Raw genomic sequence first — 20572 nt, 5'->3', positions numbered from 1 at the left:
CTCCCGTACGGAGGGGGCGGAGTTTATGCCTCGACGGTATTCATCAGGACAGCCATTTCATCTTTTACCGACTGCACCTGCGGGCCAATCACCACCTGCAGGTTATGCTGATTGAGCTGCACCACGCCGATGGCGCGATTCGCTTTCAGCGCGGCGCTGTCGACTTTGCTCATATCGTTAACCGACAGACGCAGGCGGGTGATGCAGTTATCGAGCGAAACGATATTTTCAGCGCCGCCGAGCGCGGCCAGAATCGCCGGAACGTTATAGCCTGATTTTCCGGTCACGCCGGTGACGGCCTTTTCGAAAGCGCTATTAGTTTCAATATCGCGTCCCGGGGTTTTCAGGTTAAAACGGGTGATAGCGAAACGGAAGATGCCATAGTAAACCGCGAACCAGATAGCCGCGACCACCGGCACCAGATACCACTTGGTGGACAGGCCGTGCAGAATGCCGAACACCACAAAGTCGATAACGTTGCCGTCGGTGTTGCCAATAGTCACGCCGAGGATAGCCATCATGGTGAAGCCCAGCCCGGTCAGCAGCGCGTGGATAACGTACAGCACCGGTGCGACGAACAGGAATAAAAACTCCAGCGGTTCTGTGGTACCGCCCACCACGCAGGCGATAACGCCGGAAATCAGCAGTCCCTTAATTTTATGCCGGTTTTCCGGACGCGCGCAGTGGTACATCGCCAGCGCCGCGCCCGGTAGGCCGCCGAGAAATGCCGGCATTTTCCCTTGCGAGAGGAAGCGGGTCGCGCTTTCGGAGAAGCCGTGGGTGGTCGGGCAACTGAGCTGGGCCTGGAAAATCGTCAGCGCGCCGCTGACGCTATGGCCGCAAACGTCCATGGTGCCGCCCGCCTCGGTAAAGCGGATCAGCGCCACCAGAATATGGTGCAGGCCGAAAGGCAGCAGCAGGCGCTCTCCGGTACCGAAAATCATCGGTCCGAAATCTCCCGCGCTATTGATGACGTGGCCGAGGGCATTGATCCCCATGGCGAAGACGGGCCAGATCAGCGGAATGACCAGACCGACCAGGCCGAGAACCACGGTCGTGATAATCGGTACAAAGCGGGTGCCGCCAAAAAAGGCCAGCGCGTCGGGCAGGCGGATATTGTGAAAACGCTCATGCAGCACCCAGACGATGATCCCGGCGATCACCGCGCCGAGGATCCCGGTGTCGATCGATTGAATGCCGATAATATTCTGGATGTTGTTCGCTTTGAGGACGGCGGCATCGGTGGTCGGCAGAATGCCTTTGGCCGTCAGCCAGAAGTTAACCGCCAGATTCATCACGGCATAGCCGACAAAACCGGCAAATGCGGCGACGCCTTTGTTCTCCCGGGCCAGTCCTAGCGGAATAGCGATACAGAACATCACCGGCAGAAAGCTGAAGGCGAAGGAGCCGACTTTGCCCATCCAGATGAATACGGCCTGCAGCAGCGGCACGTCCAGCCACGGCAGGAGAGTCAGGACATCATGGCTGCTCAGAGAGCTGCCGATCCCCAGCATGATCCCGCAAAAGGAGAGCAACGCCACGGGTAACATGAAGGTTTTCCCTAACTGCTGGAAAAACTCCCACAGGGTAATTTTGGTTGCTGTTTTCGCCGTCATAACACGAATCCTGGTTCTTTAAGTTATCGGTAGGATGTAACGCCACGGAAAGATAAAACGTTTTACCAAATTTTAGTGCGATAAAAATCACATATTCTGGCGATAATAACGTTTATAAAGAGAGTATCTTGATAAAACGTTTTATCGACAGCCAAAGGGAGTCGGCCTGCAGTTATGGCTATCGCGAAAAAAATCACCATTAATGATGTCGCCCAGGCGGCGGGCGTGTCGGTCAGTACGGTATCGCTGGTACTGAGCGGCAAGGGGCGTATTTCGTCGGCCACCGGCGAGCGCGTCAATCATGCCATTGAACAGCTGGGCTTCGTGCGCAACCGCCAGGCGGCGTCGCTGCGCGGCGGCCAGAGCGGCGTTATTGGCCTGATCGTCAGCGACTTATCGAAGCCTTTCTACGCGGAAATGACCGCCGGATTGACCGACGCGCTTGAGTCGCAGGGTAGAATGGTGTTTCTCACCCAGGGGGGGCACAGCGGTGAAAAAATGCTCCAGCGTTTTGATACGCTAGTTGCGCAAGGGGTCGATGGCGTGGTGATTGCCGGGGCGATCGACCAGGGGGCGGAGCTGCGCGACCGCGCGGCGCAAGCTGGAATGCCGCTGGTGTTTGCTTCTCGCGCCAGCTATCTCGACGATGTCGACCTTATCCGCCCGGATAATATGCAGGCGGCGCAGATTGTCACCGAGCACCTGATCCGCCGCGGCCATCAGCGCATTGCCTGGCTGGGAGGGCAGAGCTCGTCCCTGACGCGCGCTGAACGGGTAGGCGGCTACTGCGCCACCCTGCTGAAGTATGGCCTGCCGTTTCATAGCGAGTGGGTGCTGGAGTGCGAGTCGAGCCAGAAGCAGGCGGCAGAGGCGATGGCGGCGCTGCTGCGGCAAAACCCAACGATTAGCGCGGTGCTGTGCTACAACAGCGTGATTGCCACCGGGGCGTGGTTTGGGCTGATGCGCGCCGGGCGCCAGAGCGGCGAAGCTGGCGTCGAAAGCTATTTTGAACAGCGGGTCGCGCTGGCGGCCTTTGCGGAGTTACCCGAGGAGGCGCTGGACGATCTGCCGCTGACCTGGGTGACGACGCCCGCCCGGGAGCTGGGACAAAGCCTCGCGGAGTGTATTTTACGGCGTATGGAAGAGGGACAGGGCGCGGCGAGAAACCAGATTATTTCTCCCCGGCTGATTACCCGAAAATAGCCCCTGGGCAGGGGCTATTTGCCGTTTATTGCTGCGGCGCGGCGGGTGGCACCACGTCTTGCGGCGCGTCATCTTGCGGCTGAGTTTCCTGCGGCGCTGCGGGTTCAGATGCGGCGGGAAGCGCTAAACCGAACATTCCGGCAAACTCATCCAGCGGCATTTTCTGTCCGTTCAGCGTCACCTGGCCGTCAGCGTACTGCAGACTTGAGGTGATGGCGTTATCTTCCATGGTGGTGATGCGGAACATCTGCCCCATCGCCGCCAGGCCTTTCACCTGCTGATCCGCAAGCTTAGCGGCGTCGGCGGGCTGATAGCCTTCCAGCCCGGCAATCTGGGTCATAAACGCCGTCGCCATATCCACCGGGATCACCAGCTTGCCGTCGAGCGATTTAACGCTACGATCCACTTCATCCGCCAGCGTCTGCGGCGGGGTGGTGGTCAGCGACGGGTCTTTGAGCAGAATCGAAAGATTCAGGGTGGTTTCCCCCTTCGCATTGCGCCAGCTCAGCGGCGAAATGGTCAGGGACGGGCTGCCTTTCAGCATCATCGGCAGCGCGCTAAAGAAGGTTTGCGTTAACGCCTGCTGATAGAGCTCAGGATTCTGCGCCAGCTGCGGATCCGCCATCAGCGCCTGTGCTTCAGCGTTGTATTTTTGGCTGAACTGATGGAAGGCTGCGCCGTCAATATTGTCCAGCTTCAGCGTCAGCCGGCCGCTGCCGATATCCTGATTTTGCAGCTTGAGGCTGTTGACCGTGTAGTCCAGCTGGCTGTTAATACCTTTACCGTCGGCAGTCAGCGACGAATTGCCGTCAATTTTCATCCCTTCGAACAGCGCCAGCTCTTTGCCTTCAACGCCAATCGCCAGCTTGTCCAGTGAGATAGCCTGTTTACCGATACGTTCGTTGAAGCTGGCCATTTCGGTAGAGCCGTCGGTTTTCAGGTTATTAAAGGTGAGCTGAACTTTCTGGTTGTACTCGTTAACCGCGTTAATCTGCCCGCTACCGGCTTCGCCGCTCAGGCTGAGGGTTTTCCCTTCGCGGTCAGCGTCCAGCTGGAACTGTCCGCCGCTGAAGGTCACTTTCTCATCGCCTTTCGCGTAATCAAGCGGGTTGAGCACAATAGCGGATGTGTTGTCGCCGCTATAAGCGATACGGGTATCAATGGTGAACGGCGTTTCGCCTTTAGCGATGTCGAACAGCGCCTTGCTGGCGTCGTTATTGGTCAGGGTGGTTTTGACCGACGCCATCGCCGGGGCGAGGTTAAAGGATTTGAGCGAAGCCAGCGGGAAAGGGCCGTGATCGACGACTTCATCAAACACCAGCGACTGTCCGGCGGCAAGCCAGCGGGGCGCTTTGCCGGCAGCAGGCTTCAGCACCAGCTGTAAATGGCTGCGGAACAGTCCGCGCTGATAGCCCTGATACGTCAGCTCCACGCCAGCCTGCGGCGCGCTGCTTTGCAGCTGAGCATTAGCCTGCTGCACCATGTCGGCAATGCGGCTTTCCAGCTGCTTCCCCGTATACCACGCGCCGCCCGTCCAGACGACGCCCAGCGCAATGATAACTCCTGCTGCGACCAGCGATTTTTTCATAGCATTTGTCCATAAATGAAACCAGGCGGATCGGGCCGCCTGGTTGTGTTGTCATGATGGGTGAAAGTCTAGCAACTGTGGCTAAAAAGTTCAGTAACTTACTGGAGCTTATTAAACACGCGCGCCACGCGGCCGCGGCCGCTGACCTCCACCGGTGATTCATTACAGCCGATAAACGCGGATTCACCCGGCTTCAGCGTCAGGCGCTGTTCGCCTTTGGCAATCGTCGCTTCACCCTCGACGCAGAACAGGATTGCCGCGCTCTGCTGGGCGATGGTTGACGCCTGCGCTGACAGGTCGTGCAGCGAGAAGGCAAAGTCGTCAACCGGGATGGGGAAGTCCAGCTCCGCGCCGTGAATCACCGGCTGGGTCAGCAGCTCGCCTGCGGGTTTGGGCGTAAATTTCACGTTCGCCACCAGTTCTGGAATATCGATATACTTCGGCGTCAGACCCGCGCGAAGCACGTTGTCCGAGTTGGCCATCACCTCCAGCGCCACGCCCTGCAGGTAGGCGTGCGGAGTTTCCGCAAACAGGAACATCGCCTCGCCGGGATTCAGTTTGACCACGTTGAGCAGCAGCGGAGAGAAGAGGCCGCTATCGTCCGGGTAGAACTCGGCGATCAGGCGGATAGTCTGCCAGGGCTCACCCTGCTCGCTGTCCAGCGCTGCCTGCAGCACGCGCAAGGCGTGCGCTTTTTCTTCACCCTTCATATTCAGCAGGCTGGCAAACAGCTGGCTCAGATGCTCGCCGTTCGGCTGCGCGAGGAATTGCGCAATTGCCGGATGGGCGTCGGAGACCGGCTGCAGCAGGTTGACGATATCGGAAAACTCGCGGAAGGCGTTCATGGCGAGGAACGGCGTTAAGGCGAAAACCAGCTCAGGCTTGTGGTTCGGATCTTTATAGTTACGTTCGGCGGCATCAAGCGGGATCCCGGCGGCGTTCTCTTTGGCAAAACCGATTTCCGAGGCCTGCTTATTCGGGTGCACCTGGATAGAGAGCGGCTGTGCGGCGCACAGGACTTTGAACAGGAACGGCAGTTCGCCGAAACGCCCGGCGACTTTCTCGCCAAGCAGGGTCGCTTTATCGCTGTCGATCGCGTCACGCAGAGAACGCGGAGTTCCGCTATTGTCCAGAATCTGCGAGCTGCTCTTCGGATGCGCGCCCATCCACAGCTCCGCCATCGGCAGGTTGTTCGGATTAGCAATCCCATAAAGTTCGGTTAAGGCGGTATGGCTTCCCCAGGCGTAGTTTTGCACTGAGTTAATGAGCTTTTGCATTCTCAATCCCTGTTTCCACTTAATAGTCATGGCACTATTAAACCAGCAATCGACCGATAAGCAACCGGCGCGAAGAAAAAGTCGTCCTTGTCTCAGTTTTTGTTAAAAAATTGTGTAAAATCGATCGACTCGCTTTTCCACGGGCAAATGGAGTGTCTGCCTGAAATATAATCAGCTAAGCAGTAAGTGAGAGCACAATGTCGAATAAACCGTTTGTATATCAGGATCCTTTTCCACTGAAAAAGGACGATACCGAGTATTACCTCCTCAGCAGTGATTACGTCTCCGTCGCCGAATTCGCCGGCCAGGAAGTTCTGAAAGTTGAACCTCAGGCGCTAACTTTACTGGCACAACACGCTTTCCACGACGCCTCCTTTATGCTTCGCCCGGCGCATCAGCAGCAGGTGGCCGATATTCTCAACGACCCGGAAGCCAGCGAAAACGATAAGTACGTGGCGCTACAGTTCCTGCGTAACTCGGATATTGCCGCTAAAGGCGTGCTGCCGACCTGCCAGGATACCGGCACGGCGATTATTACCGGCAAAAAAGGCCAGCGCGTGTGGACCGGAGGCGGCGATGAAGCCGCGCTGGCGCAGGGCGTTTATAACACCTATATCCGGGATAACCTGCGTTATTCCCAGAACGCGCCGCTGGATATGTATAAAGAGGTCAACACAGGGACTAACCTGCCTGCGCAGATCGACCTCTACGCTACCGACGGCGAGGAGTACAAATTCCTCTGCATCGCCAAGGGCGGCGGCTCGGCGAATAAAACCTATCTGTATCAGGAAACCAAAGCGTTAATCACTCCGGCGAAGCTGAAAAACTACCTCGTCGAGAAGATGCGCACCCTCGGCACCGCCGCCTGCCCGCCGTACCATATTGCGTTCGTCATTGGCGGCACTTCGGCGGAGTCCACCCTGAAAACCGTTAAGCTGGCCTCAACCAAGTATTACGACGGCCTGCCGACCGAAGGCAACGAGCACGGCCAGGCTTTTCGCGATATTCAGCTGGAGCAGGAACTACTGGTGGAGGCGCAAAACCTTGGTCTTGGGGCGCAGTTCGGCGGCAAATACTTCGCGCACGATATCCGCGTTATCCGCCTGCCGCGCCACGGCGCGTCGTGCCCGGTGGGCATGGGCGTCTCCTGCTCGGCGGATCGTAATATCAAAGCGAAGATCAACCGCGAAGGGATCTGGCTGGAGAAACTGGAGAGCAACCCAGGCAAGTATATTCCCGAGCATCTGCGTCAGGCCGGTGAGGGCGAGGCGGTCAAGGTCAACCTCAACCAGCCGATGAGCGATATTCTGGCGCTGCTGTCGCAGTACCCGGTGTCGACGCGTCTGTCGCTGAGCGGTACGATTATCGTCGCCCGCGATATTGCTCACGCGAAGCTGAAAGAGCTTATCGATAGCGGTGAAGAACTGCCGCAGTACGTCAAGGACCACCCGATCTACTACGCGGGTCCGGCGAAAACGCCTGACGGCTACGCTTCCGGCTCTCTTGGCCCCACCACCGCTGGCCGTATGGACTCCTACGTCGACCTGCTGCAGGCGCACGGGGCGAGTAAAATCATGTTAGCCAAAGGCAACCGCAGCCAGCAGGTCACCGACGCCTGCCACAAACATGGCGGTTTCTACCTCGGCAGCATCGGCGGCCCGGCGGCGGTACTGGCACAGCAGAGTATTCGTAGCCTGGAGTGCGTAGCGTATCCGGAGCTGGGGATGGAAGCTATCTGGAAAATCGAAGTGGAAGACTTCCCGGCGTTTATCCTCGTGGATGACAAGGGCAACGATTTCTTCCAGCAAATCCAAAGCTCGCAGTGCGCCCGCTGCGTGAAATAATCCCAGCCGCCCTTCGGGGCGGTTTTTTTATGCCGCTTAGCGGCACGAACGACTAAAACAACATATAAATCTGGCCAATACTTAACGCTTTAAGCAGGTGAGCTTTGTCGCGATTTCGCACTTTGAATCCAAGGAGACAGTCATGACAACGTATCGCAGTGAAAAAGACTCAATGGGCGCCATCGACGTGCCTGCCGACAAGCTATGGGGAGCGCAAACCCAGCGTTCGCTGGAACATTTCCGCATTTCGACGGAAAAAATGCCGGTCGAGCTTATCCACGCGCTGGCGCTGACCAAGCGCGCGGCGGCGAAAGTGAACAACGATCTCGGCCTGCTGGCCGCGGAGAAAGCGCAAGCGATTATTCAGGCCGCGGATGAAGTGCTGGCAGGCCAGCATCCGGACGCCTTTCCACTGGCTATCTGGCAAACCGGCTCCGGCACGCAAAGCAATATGAATATGAATGAGGTGCTGGCCAACCGCGCCAGCGAGCTGCTGGGCGGGGCGCGCGGGATGGAGCGTAAGGTTCATCCGAACGATGATGTCAACAAGAGCCAGAGCTCTAACGACGTTTTCCCGACGGCGATGCACGTGGCGGCGATAATTGCCCTGCGGGAGAAGCTGATCCCGCAGCTCAACGTGCTGAAGCAGACCCTGAACGATAAAGCCGTTGCCTTCAGCGACATCGTTAAAATCGGCCGCACCCACCTGCAGGACGCCACGCCGCTGACCCTCGGCCAGGAGATCTCCGGCTGGGTAGCGATGCTGGAGCATAATTTAAAACATATCGACCATAGCCTGCCGCATCTGGCGGAGCTGGCGCTGGGCGGGACGGCGGTGGGAACCGGGCTCAACACTCATCCACAATACGCGGTACGCGTCGCCGCCGAGCTCGCGGCCTTAAGCGGCCAGCCGTTTGTCACCGCGCCAAATAAATTTGAAGCGCTGGCGACCGTTGATGCCCTGGTGCACGCCCACGGCGCGCTGAAAGGCCTGGCCGCCTCGCTGATGAAAATCGCCAACGATGTGCGCTGGCTGGCTTCCGGACCGCGCTGCGGGATTGGCGAAATTGCGATCCCGGAAAATGAACCGGGATCGTCGATTATGCCCGGCAAAGTCAACCCGACCCAGTGCGAAGCGCTGACTATGCTGTGCTGCCAGGTGATGGGTAACGATGTCGCGGTAAATATTGGCGGCGCATCGGGCAACTTTGAGCTTAACGTCTACCGCCCGCTGGTGATCCACAACTTCCTGCAATCGGTGCGGCTGCTGGCTGATGGGATGGAGAGCTTCAACCAACACTGCGCGGTGGGGATTGAACCGAATCGTGAACGCATCAGCCAGCTGCTCAATGAGTCGCTAATGCTGGTCACCGCGCTGAACACCCATATCGGCTATGACAAAGCGGCGGAAATTGCCAAAAAGGCGCACAAAGAGGGGTTGACCCTGAAGGCGTCCGCGCTCTCGCTCGGCTACCTGACGGAGGACGAGTTTGACCGGTGGGTTCGCCCGGAAGAGATGGTGGGCAGTCTGCCTACTCGCTAGCCAGCCACAGGTGCAGCCGCGGGATCAGGAGCCTGAGCGACTGCGCCTGCGGTTTATAGCGATACTGTACGTTCTCGGCGTCATAGTTTAGTAACTCACCGAGGTCCGGCACGCTGACCCCCTTCGTGCCGGATATCAGCGCAATCAACGGTCCTGGACAGGCGTATTGCACCTGTTTTTGTTCGCCGCTGTACCAGACCCGGGCGATGGGCTGCACCTTCACCGGCCGCTTTATCTTCAGCTTTGCCCGCTGCGGCAGGGCGGCAATATCCTGATACTCTCGCTCCAGCTTGCTTTGCCACTGCTCGCGCGTCCACGGCGGCACCGCCCGCGGCGACTGCAGGCTTTTTTCCAGCTGCATCAGCACCCCGTCACGGGTGAGATTTTTAATCACGTGCTTATTGGCCCAGCCGAAGCGAATGGTACTCGGATCGAGCAGCGGGGTCAGGGTGCGGTAGGCGCTAAGCGTGATAAGCCCTGGCAGGTGGCGATGGACCCACTCAAACCGCGCGGCGACAGGCAGGCCGGAATCGACGGTAATAATCTTTTCAAAGGTTGCTTTGAGGGCGTTGATATGGGCGATTTTGCCTGCCAACTCAGCCTGTTGGTTGGCGTCAGTTTGTAGGCAAATGGCGCCGGGTAAGCGTACGGCGGCCTTACTACTGCGGGTTTCCGACTGCTGCTGGATAAACAGATGGCTGTAGTGCCTGAGCGCCATCTCCAGCGCAGTTTTGCCGGTATGCTGAACCACATTGATGCTGTCGAGCGGCTGGTGTTCCGCATCCTTGCTTACCGGCGGCAGCGCAAAGACGCGGGCGGCCAGCAGGCGGCATTGGCTCAGGGACTGTTTCAGCTCTTGCAGTTCGCGTTCGAGCTGGCGAAAGGTGCCGTTCAGACGTTCAACGAGGTCATAGCTGGCCATATTTCCCACCTTAGTTACAACATACTTCACGTTTTTTAACTATAGCAGACCTCAGCATCCGCGCAAAGGCTCATCAGGCGGAGGTAAAACTCGGCAACTGATGATATACCGGCCAGCTAAAGCAAAAGCAGGCTCCGCCCAGCGCGCTCTCTTCGCAATGAACTTCCCCGGCCATAGCCTGGGCGATGCTGTGAACGATAGCTAAACCGAGGCCACAGCCGCCGGTGGCCCGATCGCGGCTGGGGTCGAGGCGTACGAAAGGCTCGAAAACTCTCTCCCGTTCAGCTGGCGCGATACCGGGACCATCATCTTCGACCCGTAGCGTCGCCCGCGAACCCTGTAGCGTCAGGCCGACCTGAATACGCCGGTTGCTGTAGCGCAGGGCGTTGTTCACCAGATTATCCAGCACCCGTTCCATCAGGCGCATATCCAGCGCGCCGTAATTGCCGGCCAAAATGTCGCCTGGCGCGACCTCGCGCTGGGGATTAACCGTTTGAATATCTTCCACATGATCGCGGATCCACGCCGGGAAATCGGGGGTCGTCAGCTTCAGTTCGTTCTGCGGACGGTCAAGCCGCGCGTAGGTCAGCAGCTCTTCAATCAGCGCTTCCAACTGGCCGATATCGCGGTTCAACGCCAGGGATTCGGCCTCGGTGAGGTTCTCGCTCATCTCAAGACGATAGCGCAGACGCACCAGCGGGGTTCGCAGCTCGTGGGCGATACCATCGATCAGCTGTTTTTTGCTGGCGATAAGCGCGTTGATATTATCGGCCATCTGATTAAACGCCACGCCCAGCCGTTCGAAGCTGGACATGCTGTCGAAATGAATGCGTTCGCTAAGATGTCCATCGCCGAAGCGCTGGGCGGCGGTCTCAATACGCAGCATGTCCTGCCAGTGCGGACGCATCCAGATAAATACCGGGAAGGCCAGCGAGATGGCGATAAAAGCCATCAGGGCCAGATCGAGCAGGCGCATCTCGTGCAAAAAATAGAGATAGGGCACCGGGCCGACGGAAAGTACGTAGTGGCTGCGCGGGATGCGCTGGATAAAGGTGTACTGATCGTCGAGAGCGACGATATCCCCGGCGCGCAGATGCTGCATTGAGTTTTCCGACAGTTTGAATTTGCTGATGGGTTCGATATGCAGATCGAAAGAGAGATTGAGATCCAGCTCTTTGAGCGTTTTGCTCCAGTCGCGCGGCGGGATCTCCCGCAGCTCGCTGCGCATCAGATACAGCGAGCTTTTCATTAAATCGTCCAGAGACTGACGCCCGGCGCGTTCGGCGGTGAATTTGTACACCAGGCCAACCATCATGGTCATCACCAGGAAGCAGACGAACAGCAGCAGGTAAAACTGCACAAACAGTTTTTTCATTAAATCTCACTTAAAAACAAAAGGTTAAGTGCCTTTCCTTTACCCTCGGAAGCACCGTGAGGGCATTTTCCCCGGCAAAAACTGCGTGCAAACTCCTTTCTGCATTTTCATGCGCCGTTGGATTCGCTATGAAAGCAGGGTTCGCACCCGCTGACAACATCCGCTCTGCACAAGTTATGCGGCGCCGGTTGACACACCCGGTAATCTTGATTGCGCAAACTTGAGAAGTCCATAGCAAATCAATACTGAGGCGGTCGTGAGGCTTGTAAAAATCATTATAAGAAAGTGGTTATAGGTGAGGAGGGTTCAACTTGATATAACACCTTCTCTCATCTCGCCTGGAGGTTGTATGGCAATTTCAGCCAGAAACCAACTGGCTGGTACGATTAGCGTGACTGAACGCGGGGAAATTAACGATGAAGTTGAGTTAACCCTGAAGGATGGCGCAAAGCTAATCGCTCTCGTTACATCTGGTAGCCAACAAGCATTGGGCCTCGAACCGGGGAGAGAAGCCATCGCGCTGATTAATAACAGAGAACAATCTGCCTCGCCGTCGTAGAGCATTTGGGTCAGCATGCACCTTGCGCGGGTGCGTTCGATCAATTGCTACGAAAATGGCGAGGTCCTTCAGGGGTTCATTTCCGGCGCTTCGTTTCTGGCGCGGGACCATGCTGCAAAATCTGCAGATACCATTGGCCTGGCATAAAAATATCCTTGAACCTCATCGCAGCCCAGGCTTCGCAAAATCTCGACCGTTTTGCGATCCTCGACGCCTTCGGCCAGGACGATATAATCGAGCTCCTTGAGAAGCTTGATGACGTTACGCACAATTATGCGGCTGGCTTTTTCGTGGACAATATGACTGACGATAGACCGGTCGATTTTGATGATGTCCAGGGGCATTTGCCGCAGGTAATTAATGTTGCTGTATCCCGAACCAAAGTCATCCAGAGAAATTTTAAATCCGCGTTTTTTGAGCATGTTCAGCCCGTTAAGCGCGGCCGGACTCTCAAGCATCTTCTCTGTTTCCAGACACTCCAACCCCAGCAGCGCTGGGTCAAGAGACGCATTCCGCAGTTTCTCTTCGAGCTCCTCGGCGAAATCGGGCCGAGAAAAATCACTGGCGGCCAGATTAATTGACACCGGCAGAGTAAGTCCCTGGTCCCGCCACTCACTCAGCTGCGCAATAGTACGATCGATAACCCAGGCCGTGAGCTCACGCATCAGGCTGGTTTTTTCGACCAGCGGGATAAATTCGCCGGGCAGGACTTCGCCGTTTGTCGGATGCTTCCATCTGACCAGCGCTTCAGCACCCGTCACGCGCCCGGTCGCCAGTGAGATTTTCGGCTGATAGACCAGATATAAGCCCTGGTTTCCCTGCAACGTTTGTCTGAGTTCGGTCAGCAGGCTGAAATCTCTCTTTTTGCGGGTATCCAGGGCGTCATTATAGGTCGTAAAACGGTGCCCCTGGCTTATCGCCTCATGCAAGGCGCTTACCGCACGACGCAGAATTTCATTCGGCGTCAGGGTGCTGTCGCATAGCCCGGAGTCCCCCATGTGAATATTCAAATCAAGGGGAACTTCTGGGCCAATCCGGGCCTGGGTTCCCTGAAGGTTTTGTGCAATGCTTTCCAGTGACAGGGCCGTAGGTTCAGGCGTTAAAAAAGCAAATCGTCCGACCGCCACGGCGTAAAGCTGGCCCGCCAGGGGCAGACGTGTCTGCAGCTCAACGGTCATATCCCGAAGTAAGTTTTCTACGGCAATCATCCCCAATGAGCGGGCCATCTCGTAGGCAAAGGGCATATCAATGCAGTCAATGATGACCAGCCGGAAGGTACTCACCGCCGACACCTCAATGTCCTTCAGTAGGCGCTGACGATTGGGTAATAGCGTGACGACGTCGGTATAGCCTACTGAGTGCCAGGAGGCTAAGAAGTCCGATATCAGCTCGGCCAGCGTGTTAAAGATAGCGATCTGCTCGTCGGAAAGTTCCCTGGGTTGCGTATCCAGGATACTCAAGGTACCCACGGCCACCCCATCGCGGGTTGTCAGCGGACACCCCGCATAAAAGCGAATGAACGGCGCTTCTCTGACGGCGCGATCGCGCTGAAAGACCGGGTGCTGATGCGTATCACGACAAATGAACGTTTTACCCTGTTTCAAGGTCTGTTCGCAAAATGCGTCGCCCAGGCGGGTTTCCGTGGCGGCGATATTCTGTGCGGATTTGATGTATTGCTTTTCATCATCCAGCACCGAGACAAAACTCATCGGCATTTTCAGCAACTGGCAGACCAGATGCGTATATTTCCTTAACGCTTCGTCCCGCCCCTCGTCGGGATTTTTTAACAGGTCAATCGCCGCGCGTCTTTTACTTTCATCGTTGCTGAGATCGCTCAACATTTAAACACCCCCGTACAGTAGATATTTCGGTCATCCCAACCCACTGATGGTGTGAATCTCTATACTCACGGCTGGTATCGATACTGGCACAATCGCCAGGGTTATCACACCACATTAGAATGTTTTGCGCTGATTGTCTGCGAAGAATGGCGCTCGGTGGAACGCTGCTTTTGCGTGGAAAAAGCAATTTCACTGTTGCTGTACCGGTCGGCAAGAGGCTCAGTGTTGCGCAAAAGTCTTCGTGGATAATATCAAGTTATCGAACCGGTTCCGGATTCGCCAGTTCTTTATTAAGCGCAACGCCTGTTTTAAGGATAGCTAATCATTAACAGGAGGTTGCAGTGACTTTACCGGCTATATCCGCACTAACAGCTGACCCGTGAATTAATTGTCCCAGGCGTGGGGGGCGAACAGGTAGCCTTTATTGCGTACCGTTTTGATGCGATAGGGCTCGGTCGCATTGTCGAGAAGCTTCTTGCGCAGTCGCGAGATGGCAACGTCGACGCTGCGGTCCATGCCATCGTAGCTGACGCCGCGCAGATTTTTTAATAACGCGTCGCGATCCATAATTTGTCCGGCATGGGTCGCCAACTCCCACAGCAGATCGAAATCCGCGGTGGATAACGCGACGCTTTCGCCGCTGAGCATCACCTGGCGATTGACCGGGTCGATGCTCAGGGAGCCAAAGGTGATGGCTTTATGAGGGGTGAGGGAGGAGGGAACGCTACCGTCCGGCACGGCGACGTGCTGGCGCAAATGCAGGCGCAGGCGGGCTAACAGCACCGCGGGAGGCGTGGTTTTCAGGATATAATCGCTGGCGCCCATTTCGAGAGAGAGAATATGGTTCATATCGCTGTCCAGCGAAGTGAGCAGGACGATGGGACCCTGCCACTGGCCGCGCAAATCGCGGCACAGCGTCATACCGTCTTTACCCGGCAGCATGATATCCAGCAGCACCAGATCGGGCTTTTCGCGCGCGATAACCTCTTCCGCCCGGTCGCCGCGCGGTTCTACCACCACGTCCATATCGTGTTTGCCAAGGTAGGCGGCAATCAGTGCGCCGACCTCGGCATCGTCCTCAACAAAAACAATTTTATTCATATTGTGTATGCTTGCACTCATCTATCATCGTTAGAATCGCTTTGCCAGAATCGCGGCTGAGACGGTGCATGAGGCATCATTCGGTCAGCAGCCCATTCATTACTATCGCCATTGTAAACCATTCGGGCATTAATATGAGCTATGTATTAGTGATGAAATTCGCTATGCTTCCCGGACTTGTGGTTCAGAACTATGCTTTCACGAGGCAGGCAATGATTGCGTTAATGACGGAAGCTCTGCGTATTATGGTCATGGGGGTGCGGCAGAAGGTGGGCGAGGTCTAACAGGACAGCCTCTGCCCGTAAAGAAAATAGGTACTGATACGTTGAGCTTGAGTCAGGGAAGAGCCTTATTGCGGCCTCTTTTGCCTCGTACCGTAGGGGCACAAGGCGAATTTGCAGACACTTCTTCGATTGCAGATGAGCAACATAGGATTCAGATTGCCTGGACAATCAATATATCGGGAAAACGTTGACCACAGGGTTTCCGTATAGGGGAAAGCGTGAATGACCTGTAAATCGCCGGGCTTGCCGTTAATGAGAACTTCATTTTTTGTGATGTTAATCACTGAACCAACGCGCAAAAAATAATCACCATTATACCATATGATTAATTTGAGATTTTTAGCACTTGCCGCAACTGAAAATCCTGTTCCGGTTACAGGACATACAAGGCTATTTTCAATATTCCACTGCATGCTTGATGCGCTCCAGTAATTTACGAGCATTTTCGCGTTGATGTATATAGTTTGATAAAGTTTAAGAGTATTTTTGTTGTGCCTGAAGCAGGTCCAAACATGGAGGTTCCTTTAGGTGATGCATACTTAGTTTAATATAGAATAATTGCAATTGCATGAGTGCCTAATACTAGTATTGATAATAGCAACAAGTAAAAGATTCGAAAAACCGACGGGAGATGAACTAATAAGCTACATTGTTGGTTATGAATAGAATAAAGTTCTGTATTGGATATCAAGATTAGATCGAAAGATCGTAAAATCATATAATTACGATCATATCTACTACGATGAATGTTATTAATGGCAAAGTATGCTTCTTTATGAAATCGGTTTTATTTTGATGTAAATCAAAATAATGTGCTTTATTGCGCTATTTTTCTAAAAAGTGTCTATGTGTGCTTATTTCAAATGAGTGCAGAAAGAATGATTTTAAGGTCATCAATTATGATAAAAACCGCCTATGTCAATTAACTGTTTTTAGGTTAGGTTATCACTATTGATTTGCATCACTTACTGCACATGAATGGCGATGGTAAACCGATAGGGTTATTGAGTTAACATCTGTAAAATATCATTGAGGTGTTCATGTTGTGCTTTAAAATAGGTGTGAATACTTAAGGGTGACGCGCAGGAGAAATATGCTATGGTGATAACTTCCAGAATAATGATATAAAACATGTTATACGTATAACCAAGTGATTAGAGCATACTGATGCGTTTCGCAGTAAAAACAAATGCGTTTGTGCGAAGGATGTTCAAAATAGTTTAAATTAAATTCAAACAGCGTTGACCTTGCCGAGGGGAGCATCATCTCCCGTACCGCCGTTATGGAGTCGTCAAATAGGTCTCCACCTGTTCAGTCTACTCGCCGCTTTTGCGCATTTATAAATTTCCGCGCTTCCGTTATGCTGCAAATACATGTTGTTTTAATGTTAAGGCAAAAGGAATGGGGCTGTTGATAAAAGCGCTGCTCGGGGCACTGGTTGTAGTCCTGATCGGCGTGCTGTCCAAAACGAAAAATTACTATATCGCCGGGTTAATTCCGCTCTTTCCCACCTTCGCCCTGATTGCGCACTACATCGTCGCCAGCGAGCGGGGTATCGAAGCGCTGCGCACCACCATTGTCTTTGGTATGTGGTCTATCATTCCGTACTTTATCTACTTGCTTTCGCTATGGTATTTCACCGGCGTCATGCGCCTGCCGTTTGCCCTGGCAGGCGCAGTGGTGTGCTGGAGCTTATGCGCGTGGCTACTCATTATTGGCTGGAGCCGTTTCCACTAGCGCAGATGGCGGCCGCCGTCGACGGCAAATGAGCGACCGGTCACGTAGCTACTGCTGAACAGGTATTCAATAAGGTCAATGATCTCTTTTTCGCCTGGGGCGATTTTCATCAGCGATTTATCGAGCGCCTGCCTGCGGTACTCCGCGTCATCCCCTTCATTAAATAAAATCAGCGAGGGGGCGATGGCGTTAACCTTAATTTCCGGCGCCAGCTTACGGGCGAACGAGCGGCTCATATTATCCAACGCCGCTTTGCTGGCGGCGTAGGCGATATGTTTGTCGCTGCCGCGCTCCACGACGTAGTCGGTGATGTGGATAATATCGCTGGCGGCATGACCGTGGCCGCGAAGCAGGCTCTCCAGGGCATGGTTGAGCAGGTAGGGGGCGTTGACGTGAATTTGCATCATGCTGGCGAGCACCGTGGTTAACGGAATACCTGGCTTTTCCGCCATCCAGCCGCTGGCGTTATGAATGATGGCGCGTAGACCGCTGCCGGCGTGCGCTTTCACCTCTGCGGCGAACGCCAGAATGCTTTCATCCGTGCTGAAATCCGCGTGCAGACAAACGGCTCCCGCTTCACGCAGCGCGTCGATGGCCGGATACCAGGTGCGATAGCTGATGATAACGGGCTGCTGGCGGGCCACAAAATGGCGGGCCAGGGCGAGGCCAATGCGACGGCCCCCGCCGGTAATCAGGATGGGGCGAGGCTGGATGTCAGCCATGGAGATCTCCTTTGAGTTCAGCGGCAGGGTAACCGCTTACCCTACCAACATCCACGTTGCCGGTACGGCGGCAACCAGCAAAAAACCAATTAATGCCAGGTCACGGCGTTTGAGCGGGCGATCGTGCTGGTGTGTACGACGGGCATACAGGAAAACCAGAAGACCCGGAGCGTAAAGTATCACCGACAACAATAAATGCACAGGGCCGGACGCATATAATAACCATAAGCCATAAATGCAGGCGCCGACACCAACCGCCTTATGCAAAGGGCGCCGGGCAATCTTCAGCAGAAAGGCGCCGACCAGAAAGTAGGGGACCAGGATCATCTCAGAGGCGATGGTCAGCAGCGTGCTGTAATCTGAGCCGGTAAGCCAAATCAACACCAGCGAAGCCTGCACGCTGATATTGGTGAGCCACAGCGAAGCCGACGGGGCGTTGTTTTTATTGGTCCGGGCAAACAGGCGCGGGAATGCTTTATGCGTTGCTGCCAGATAGGGCACCTCCGCCGCCATAATCGTCCAGCTCAGATACGCGCCGCAGACGGAGATAATCAGCCCGGCAGCGATCACAATTTCGCCCCAGGAGCCCATCATGTTGACCATCAGGCCGGCCATTGACGGGTTGCGGATTTCCGCCAGTTCGCTACGCGGCACAACGCCTAACGAGAGAAGCGTCACCAGCAAATAGACCGCCAGCGCGGAGAGTACCGCCAGCAGGGTCGCGCGGCCAACATCCTGTTTATTACGCGCGCGGGCGGAAACAACGACCGCGCCTTCGACGCCAATAAATACCCACAGGGTGATCAGCATGGTGTTTTTCACCTGCTCCCATACCGGTACGCCCAGCGCCAGGCCGCTGAAATCGAGGCGGAATGTCTCCATACGAAACGCGATGGCGGCCAGCGCGATAAACGCCCCGAGGGGCAGCAGTTTGGCCAGCGTCGCGGCCAGGTTGATACCGGCGGCCGTTTGAACGCCGCGCAGAACCAGGAAATGAACAATCCACAGCAGGACCGAGGCGCCGACGATGGATTGCCAGGTATTGCCATCGCCGAACAGGCGCAGTTCGGGAGTATCGGTAAAGAAACTGAGCGCCGAGAAGACGATAACCAGGTAGGAGACGTTGGCGACAACCGCACACAGCCAGTAGCCCCAGGCGGAGCAGAAGCCAATCAGCTCGCCGAAACCTTCCCGGGCGTAGGTAAAAATACCGCCGTCGAGGTCGGGGCGGATCCGCGTGAGCAGCAGCATGGCAAAGGCCAGGAACAGGATCCCCACGCCGGTGATCCCCCAGCCGATAAGCAACGCGGAAGGGCTGGCAACGGCTGCCATGTTCTGCGGCAGACTGAATACACCCGCCCCCAGCATCGAGCTAAGTACCAGCGCGGTCAGGGCGCTAAGGCCCAGTTTCTTTTCCATTGCATTCCCGAGGTGATAATCATCAAGCTAAGAATATTTATTTGGCGAAATCGCATAAAAATGGAGGATTGCGCTAAGGCGCGGGATTTTACGGAGTGTTTTGTATGCATGCAATGGAGAGAAATGAAAAAAAGAAAAAAGGCGACTAATCGCCGCCTTTTTGTTCAGCTCAGTTGCTGTTATTTATACAGGTCGGCGCTGATGGTGATGTTGCCGCCGCGTTCCTGCCACTGACGGGTAATGTGGTAGTACTTCGCGCCTTTCTTCGCGGCGCGCTTAGCCGTCTGGTAGGAGATTTCCGTCATGTTACCGTAGTTACCGGTGAACTTGATGCTGTCGTAAGGAACCATCTGCGCGGCGGTGATTTTATTCACTTCCTCGACCTTGGTGCCGTCCGGAAGCGTGACGGTGTAACGCCCGCCTTTAGACGATTGCGTTTCAAAGAAACGGCCTACGCCGGTGCCGGAACCAACCGCTGCGGTCGTCGCCACGCCTGGGATTTCAACTTTCTTAGCGGCTTCGCCGCCTTCGGCCAGCGCTGCGCGACCGGCTTCTGAATCTGCCGGGATCGCATCCGGGCTTTGCAGAACGCGTTTCTTGGCATCCGCTTTGTAGATATAGGCGGTGATGCGCTGGTTGCCGCCCTGGTTGGCATCAACCTGGCGTACGATAAAGAAAGAGGCTGCGCCCTTGGCCTTTGCAGCTTTGGTGATGGCGTCGTTGACTTCCGGTTGGCTGCGGTAGAAGCCCTGTACGGTGACGGTATCAAATGGCTCCAGCTCAACGGCCTGGTCTTTCGGCAATTCCATTATGCCGTTGATAATGCGATTTTTCGGCGCGTCGGCCTGCGGGGCATTTTCTTTATAAAAATCGGCCGTTACGCGCAGATTGCCGCCGCTGCCAAAATCAGAGGTGTCGACAACATAAAAGGAAGCTGCGCCTTCTTTGTCCGCTTTACGGGAAACTGCCTGCACCGCATCGCCAATGGCGTTAAAACGACCGGTAACCTCAACGCGATCGTAGGGCTTCAGCGCTGCCGCCTGCTCCGGAGTCAGCTCGGTCGCTGCATGGGCAGACAACACGGTGGTAGCCAGAAGAGCAGACGCCAGGAGTGAGTTCTTAAGCTTCATAAAAATAATCCTTTGCCTTGCGCAAACCATGTACGGGTATTGTTGTTGACTGAAAACATGTGATTATTGCATTTATCGTGAGTGACTGTCTGCGTCAATTTTCATTTGCCGCTCTAAACGTATACTGCAGAAATATAACCTTTTTCGATATGTTGAAAAAACAGCCGCTTGACCAGCAAAATCGATAATCGATATCACTTTCATAAGTTAACATAATGTTAATGCGATGATCCAGACGGCGATAAATGGTGAATTAACCCTTCTGCCAAGCGGATTATCAGGCGCTGGCATAAAAATAAGGTAAATATTGCTGCCTGACACGGTCAGCCGGGCGTTTTACCAATAAAATCAAAATTTCTGTTTTATTGCTGTAGATCACAATCGGTATTTTCAGTAGGTTATAAAAAGTTT

General features: G+C 55.1%; 15 protein-coding genes and 1 pseudogene. 5 read left to right on the top strand and 11 right to left on the bottom strand.

What is annotated here, in order from left to right:
* Positions 1–23 precede the first annotated feature (23 nt).
* Positions 24–1616 carry a maltose/glucose-specific PTS transporter subunit IIBC gene (malX, locus tag IYV58_RS15180; RefSeq protein ID WP_049103411.1) on the bottom strand — a complete coding sequence of 531 codons (1593 nt, stop codon included), beginning with the start codon at positions 1614–1616 and terminating at the stop codon, positions 24–26.
* Positions 1617–1790: 174 nt separating this feature from the next.
* Between malX and IYV58_RS15175 the strand changes: the two genes are divergently transcribed.
* Positions 1791–2819, top strand: a complete 1029-nt coding sequence (locus IYV58_RS15175) for a Mal regulon transcriptional regulator MalI (RefSeq protein ID WP_004851407.1) — start codon at positions 1791–1793, stop codon at positions 2817–2819.
* A 25-nt stretch (positions 2820–2844) separates the two neighbouring features.
* On the opposite strand, the gene IYV58_RS15170 is transcribed toward IYV58_RS15175, so the two are convergent.
* Together IYV58_RS15170 and manA are read right to left on the bottom strand one after the other, a co-directional pair.
* Positions 2845–4407 carry a YdgA family protein gene (locus IYV58_RS15170; RefSeq protein WP_195729112.1) on the bottom strand — a complete coding sequence of 521 codons (1563 nt, stop codon included), beginning with the start codon at positions 4405–4407 and terminating at the stop codon, positions 2845–2847.
* A gap of 98 nt (positions 4408–4505) precedes the next feature.
* On the bottom strand, positions 4506–5684 hold the full coding sequence (gene manA / locus IYV58_RS15165; RefSeq protein ID WP_195729111.1) for a mannose-6-phosphate isomerase: 1179 nt from the start codon (positions 5682–5684) through the stop codon (positions 4506–4508).
* Between the two features lie 197 nt (positions 5685–5881).
* Here manA and fumA point away from each other — a divergent pair, with 197 nt between their 5' ends.
* Both fumA and fumC read left to right on the top strand, forming a co-directional pair.
* A complete protein-coding gene (gene fumA / locus IYV58_RS15160; protein WP_195729110.1) occupies positions 5882–7528 on the top strand; it encodes a class I fumarate hydratase FumA in 1647 nt (548 codons plus the stop codon).
* 142 nt (positions 7529–7670) lie between these two features.
* A complete protein-coding gene (fumC, locus tag IYV58_RS15155; protein ID WP_004119601.1) occupies positions 7671–9071 on the top strand; it encodes a class II fumarate hydratase in 1401 nt (466 codons plus the stop codon).
* Here fumC and tus read toward each other — a convergent pair.
* Both tus and rstB read right to left on the bottom strand, forming a co-directional pair.
* Positions 9061–9993 carry a DNA replication terminus site-binding protein gene (gene tus, locus IYV58_RS15150; protein WP_004119603.1) on the bottom strand — a complete coding sequence of 311 codons (933 nt, stop codon included), beginning with the start codon at positions 9991–9993 and terminating at the stop codon, positions 9061–9063. The two genes, fumC and tus, sit on opposite strands and share 11 nt — an antisense overlap.
* Positions 9994–10066: 73 nt before the next feature.
* Positions 10067–11368, bottom strand: a complete 1302-nt coding sequence (gene rstB / locus IYV58_RS15145; RefSeq protein WP_024357998.1) for a two-component system sensor histidine kinase RstB — start codon at positions 11366–11368, stop codon at positions 10067–10069.
* Positions 11369–11717: 349 nt separating this feature from the next.
* On the opposite strand from rstB, the pseudogene IYV58_RS15140 reads away from it, so the two are divergent.
* Positions 11718–11894 (top strand): annotated as a pseudogene (locus tag IYV58_RS15140) (TOBE domain-containing protein); the annotation flags it as partial.
* A 101-nt stretch (positions 11895–11995) separates the two neighbouring features.
* Here IYV58_RS15140 and IYV58_RS15135 read toward each other — a convergent pair.
* The 3 genes from IYV58_RS15135 to iraM all read right to left on the bottom strand — a co-directional run bounded on the left by IYV58_RS15135 (position 11996) and on the right by iraM (position 15566).
* Positions 11996–13768: a sensor domain-containing phosphodiesterase gene (locus IYV58_RS15135; RefSeq protein WP_087828190.1), complete on the bottom strand. Its 1773-nt coding sequence runs from the start codon at positions 13766–13768 to the stop codon at positions 11996–11998.
* Between the two features lie 384 nt (positions 13769–14152).
* A complete protein-coding gene (gene rstA / locus IYV58_RS15130; RefSeq protein ID WP_004119615.1) occupies positions 14153–14869 on the bottom strand; it encodes a two-component system response regulator RstA in 717 nt (238 codons plus the stop codon).
* Positions 14870–15218: 349 nt separating this feature from the next.
* Positions 15219–15566, bottom strand: coding sequence for an anti-adapter protein IraM (iraM, locus tag IYV58_RS15125; protein ID WP_004119619.1), 348 nt, complete (start codon positions 15564–15566; stop codon positions 15219–15221).
* Positions 15567–16554: 988 nt separating this feature from the next.
* Here iraM and IYV58_RS15120 point away from each other — a divergent pair.
* Complete coding sequence (locus IYV58_RS15120) at positions 16555–16890, top strand: GlpM family protein (protein ID WP_004119621.1); 336 nt, start codon at positions 16555–16557, stop codon at positions 16888–16890.
* Here the strand turns inward: IYV58_RS15120 and folM are convergent.
* The 3 genes from folM to ydgH form a co-directional block, all read right to left on the bottom strand.
* The gene (gene folM / locus IYV58_RS15115; RefSeq protein WP_004119623.1) at positions 16887–17612 is read right to left on the bottom strand and encodes a dihydromonapterin reductase; all 726 of its coding nucleotides are present in this window, start codon (positions 17610–17612) and stop codon (positions 16887–16889) included. The two genes, IYV58_RS15120 and folM, sit on opposite strands and share 4 nt — an antisense overlap.
* A gap of 36 nt (positions 17613–17648) precedes the next feature.
* Positions 17649–19031, bottom strand: a complete 1383-nt coding sequence (locus tag IYV58_RS15110) for an amino acid permease (RefSeq protein ID WP_004119624.1) — start codon at positions 19029–19031, stop codon at positions 17649–17651.
* A gap of 179 nt (positions 19032–19210) precedes the next feature.
* The gene (gene ydgH, locus IYV58_RS15105; RefSeq protein ID WP_049114837.1) at positions 19211–20161 is read right to left on the bottom strand and encodes a DUF1471 family protein YdgH; all 951 of its coding nucleotides are present in this window, start codon (positions 20159–20161) and stop codon (positions 19211–19213) included.
* Between the last annotated feature and the right edge of the window lie 411 nt (positions 20162–20572).

Origin of the sequence: Klebsiella sp. BDA134-6 (genome assembly GCF_015601345.1) — a bacterium.
GTDB lineage: Bacteria > Pseudomonadota > Gammaproteobacteria > Enterobacterales > Enterobacteriaceae > Klebsiella > Klebsiella grimontii.
Note: the sequence above shows the minus strand (reverse complement) of the source record. Positions and strands in the feature narration are given on the sequence as shown.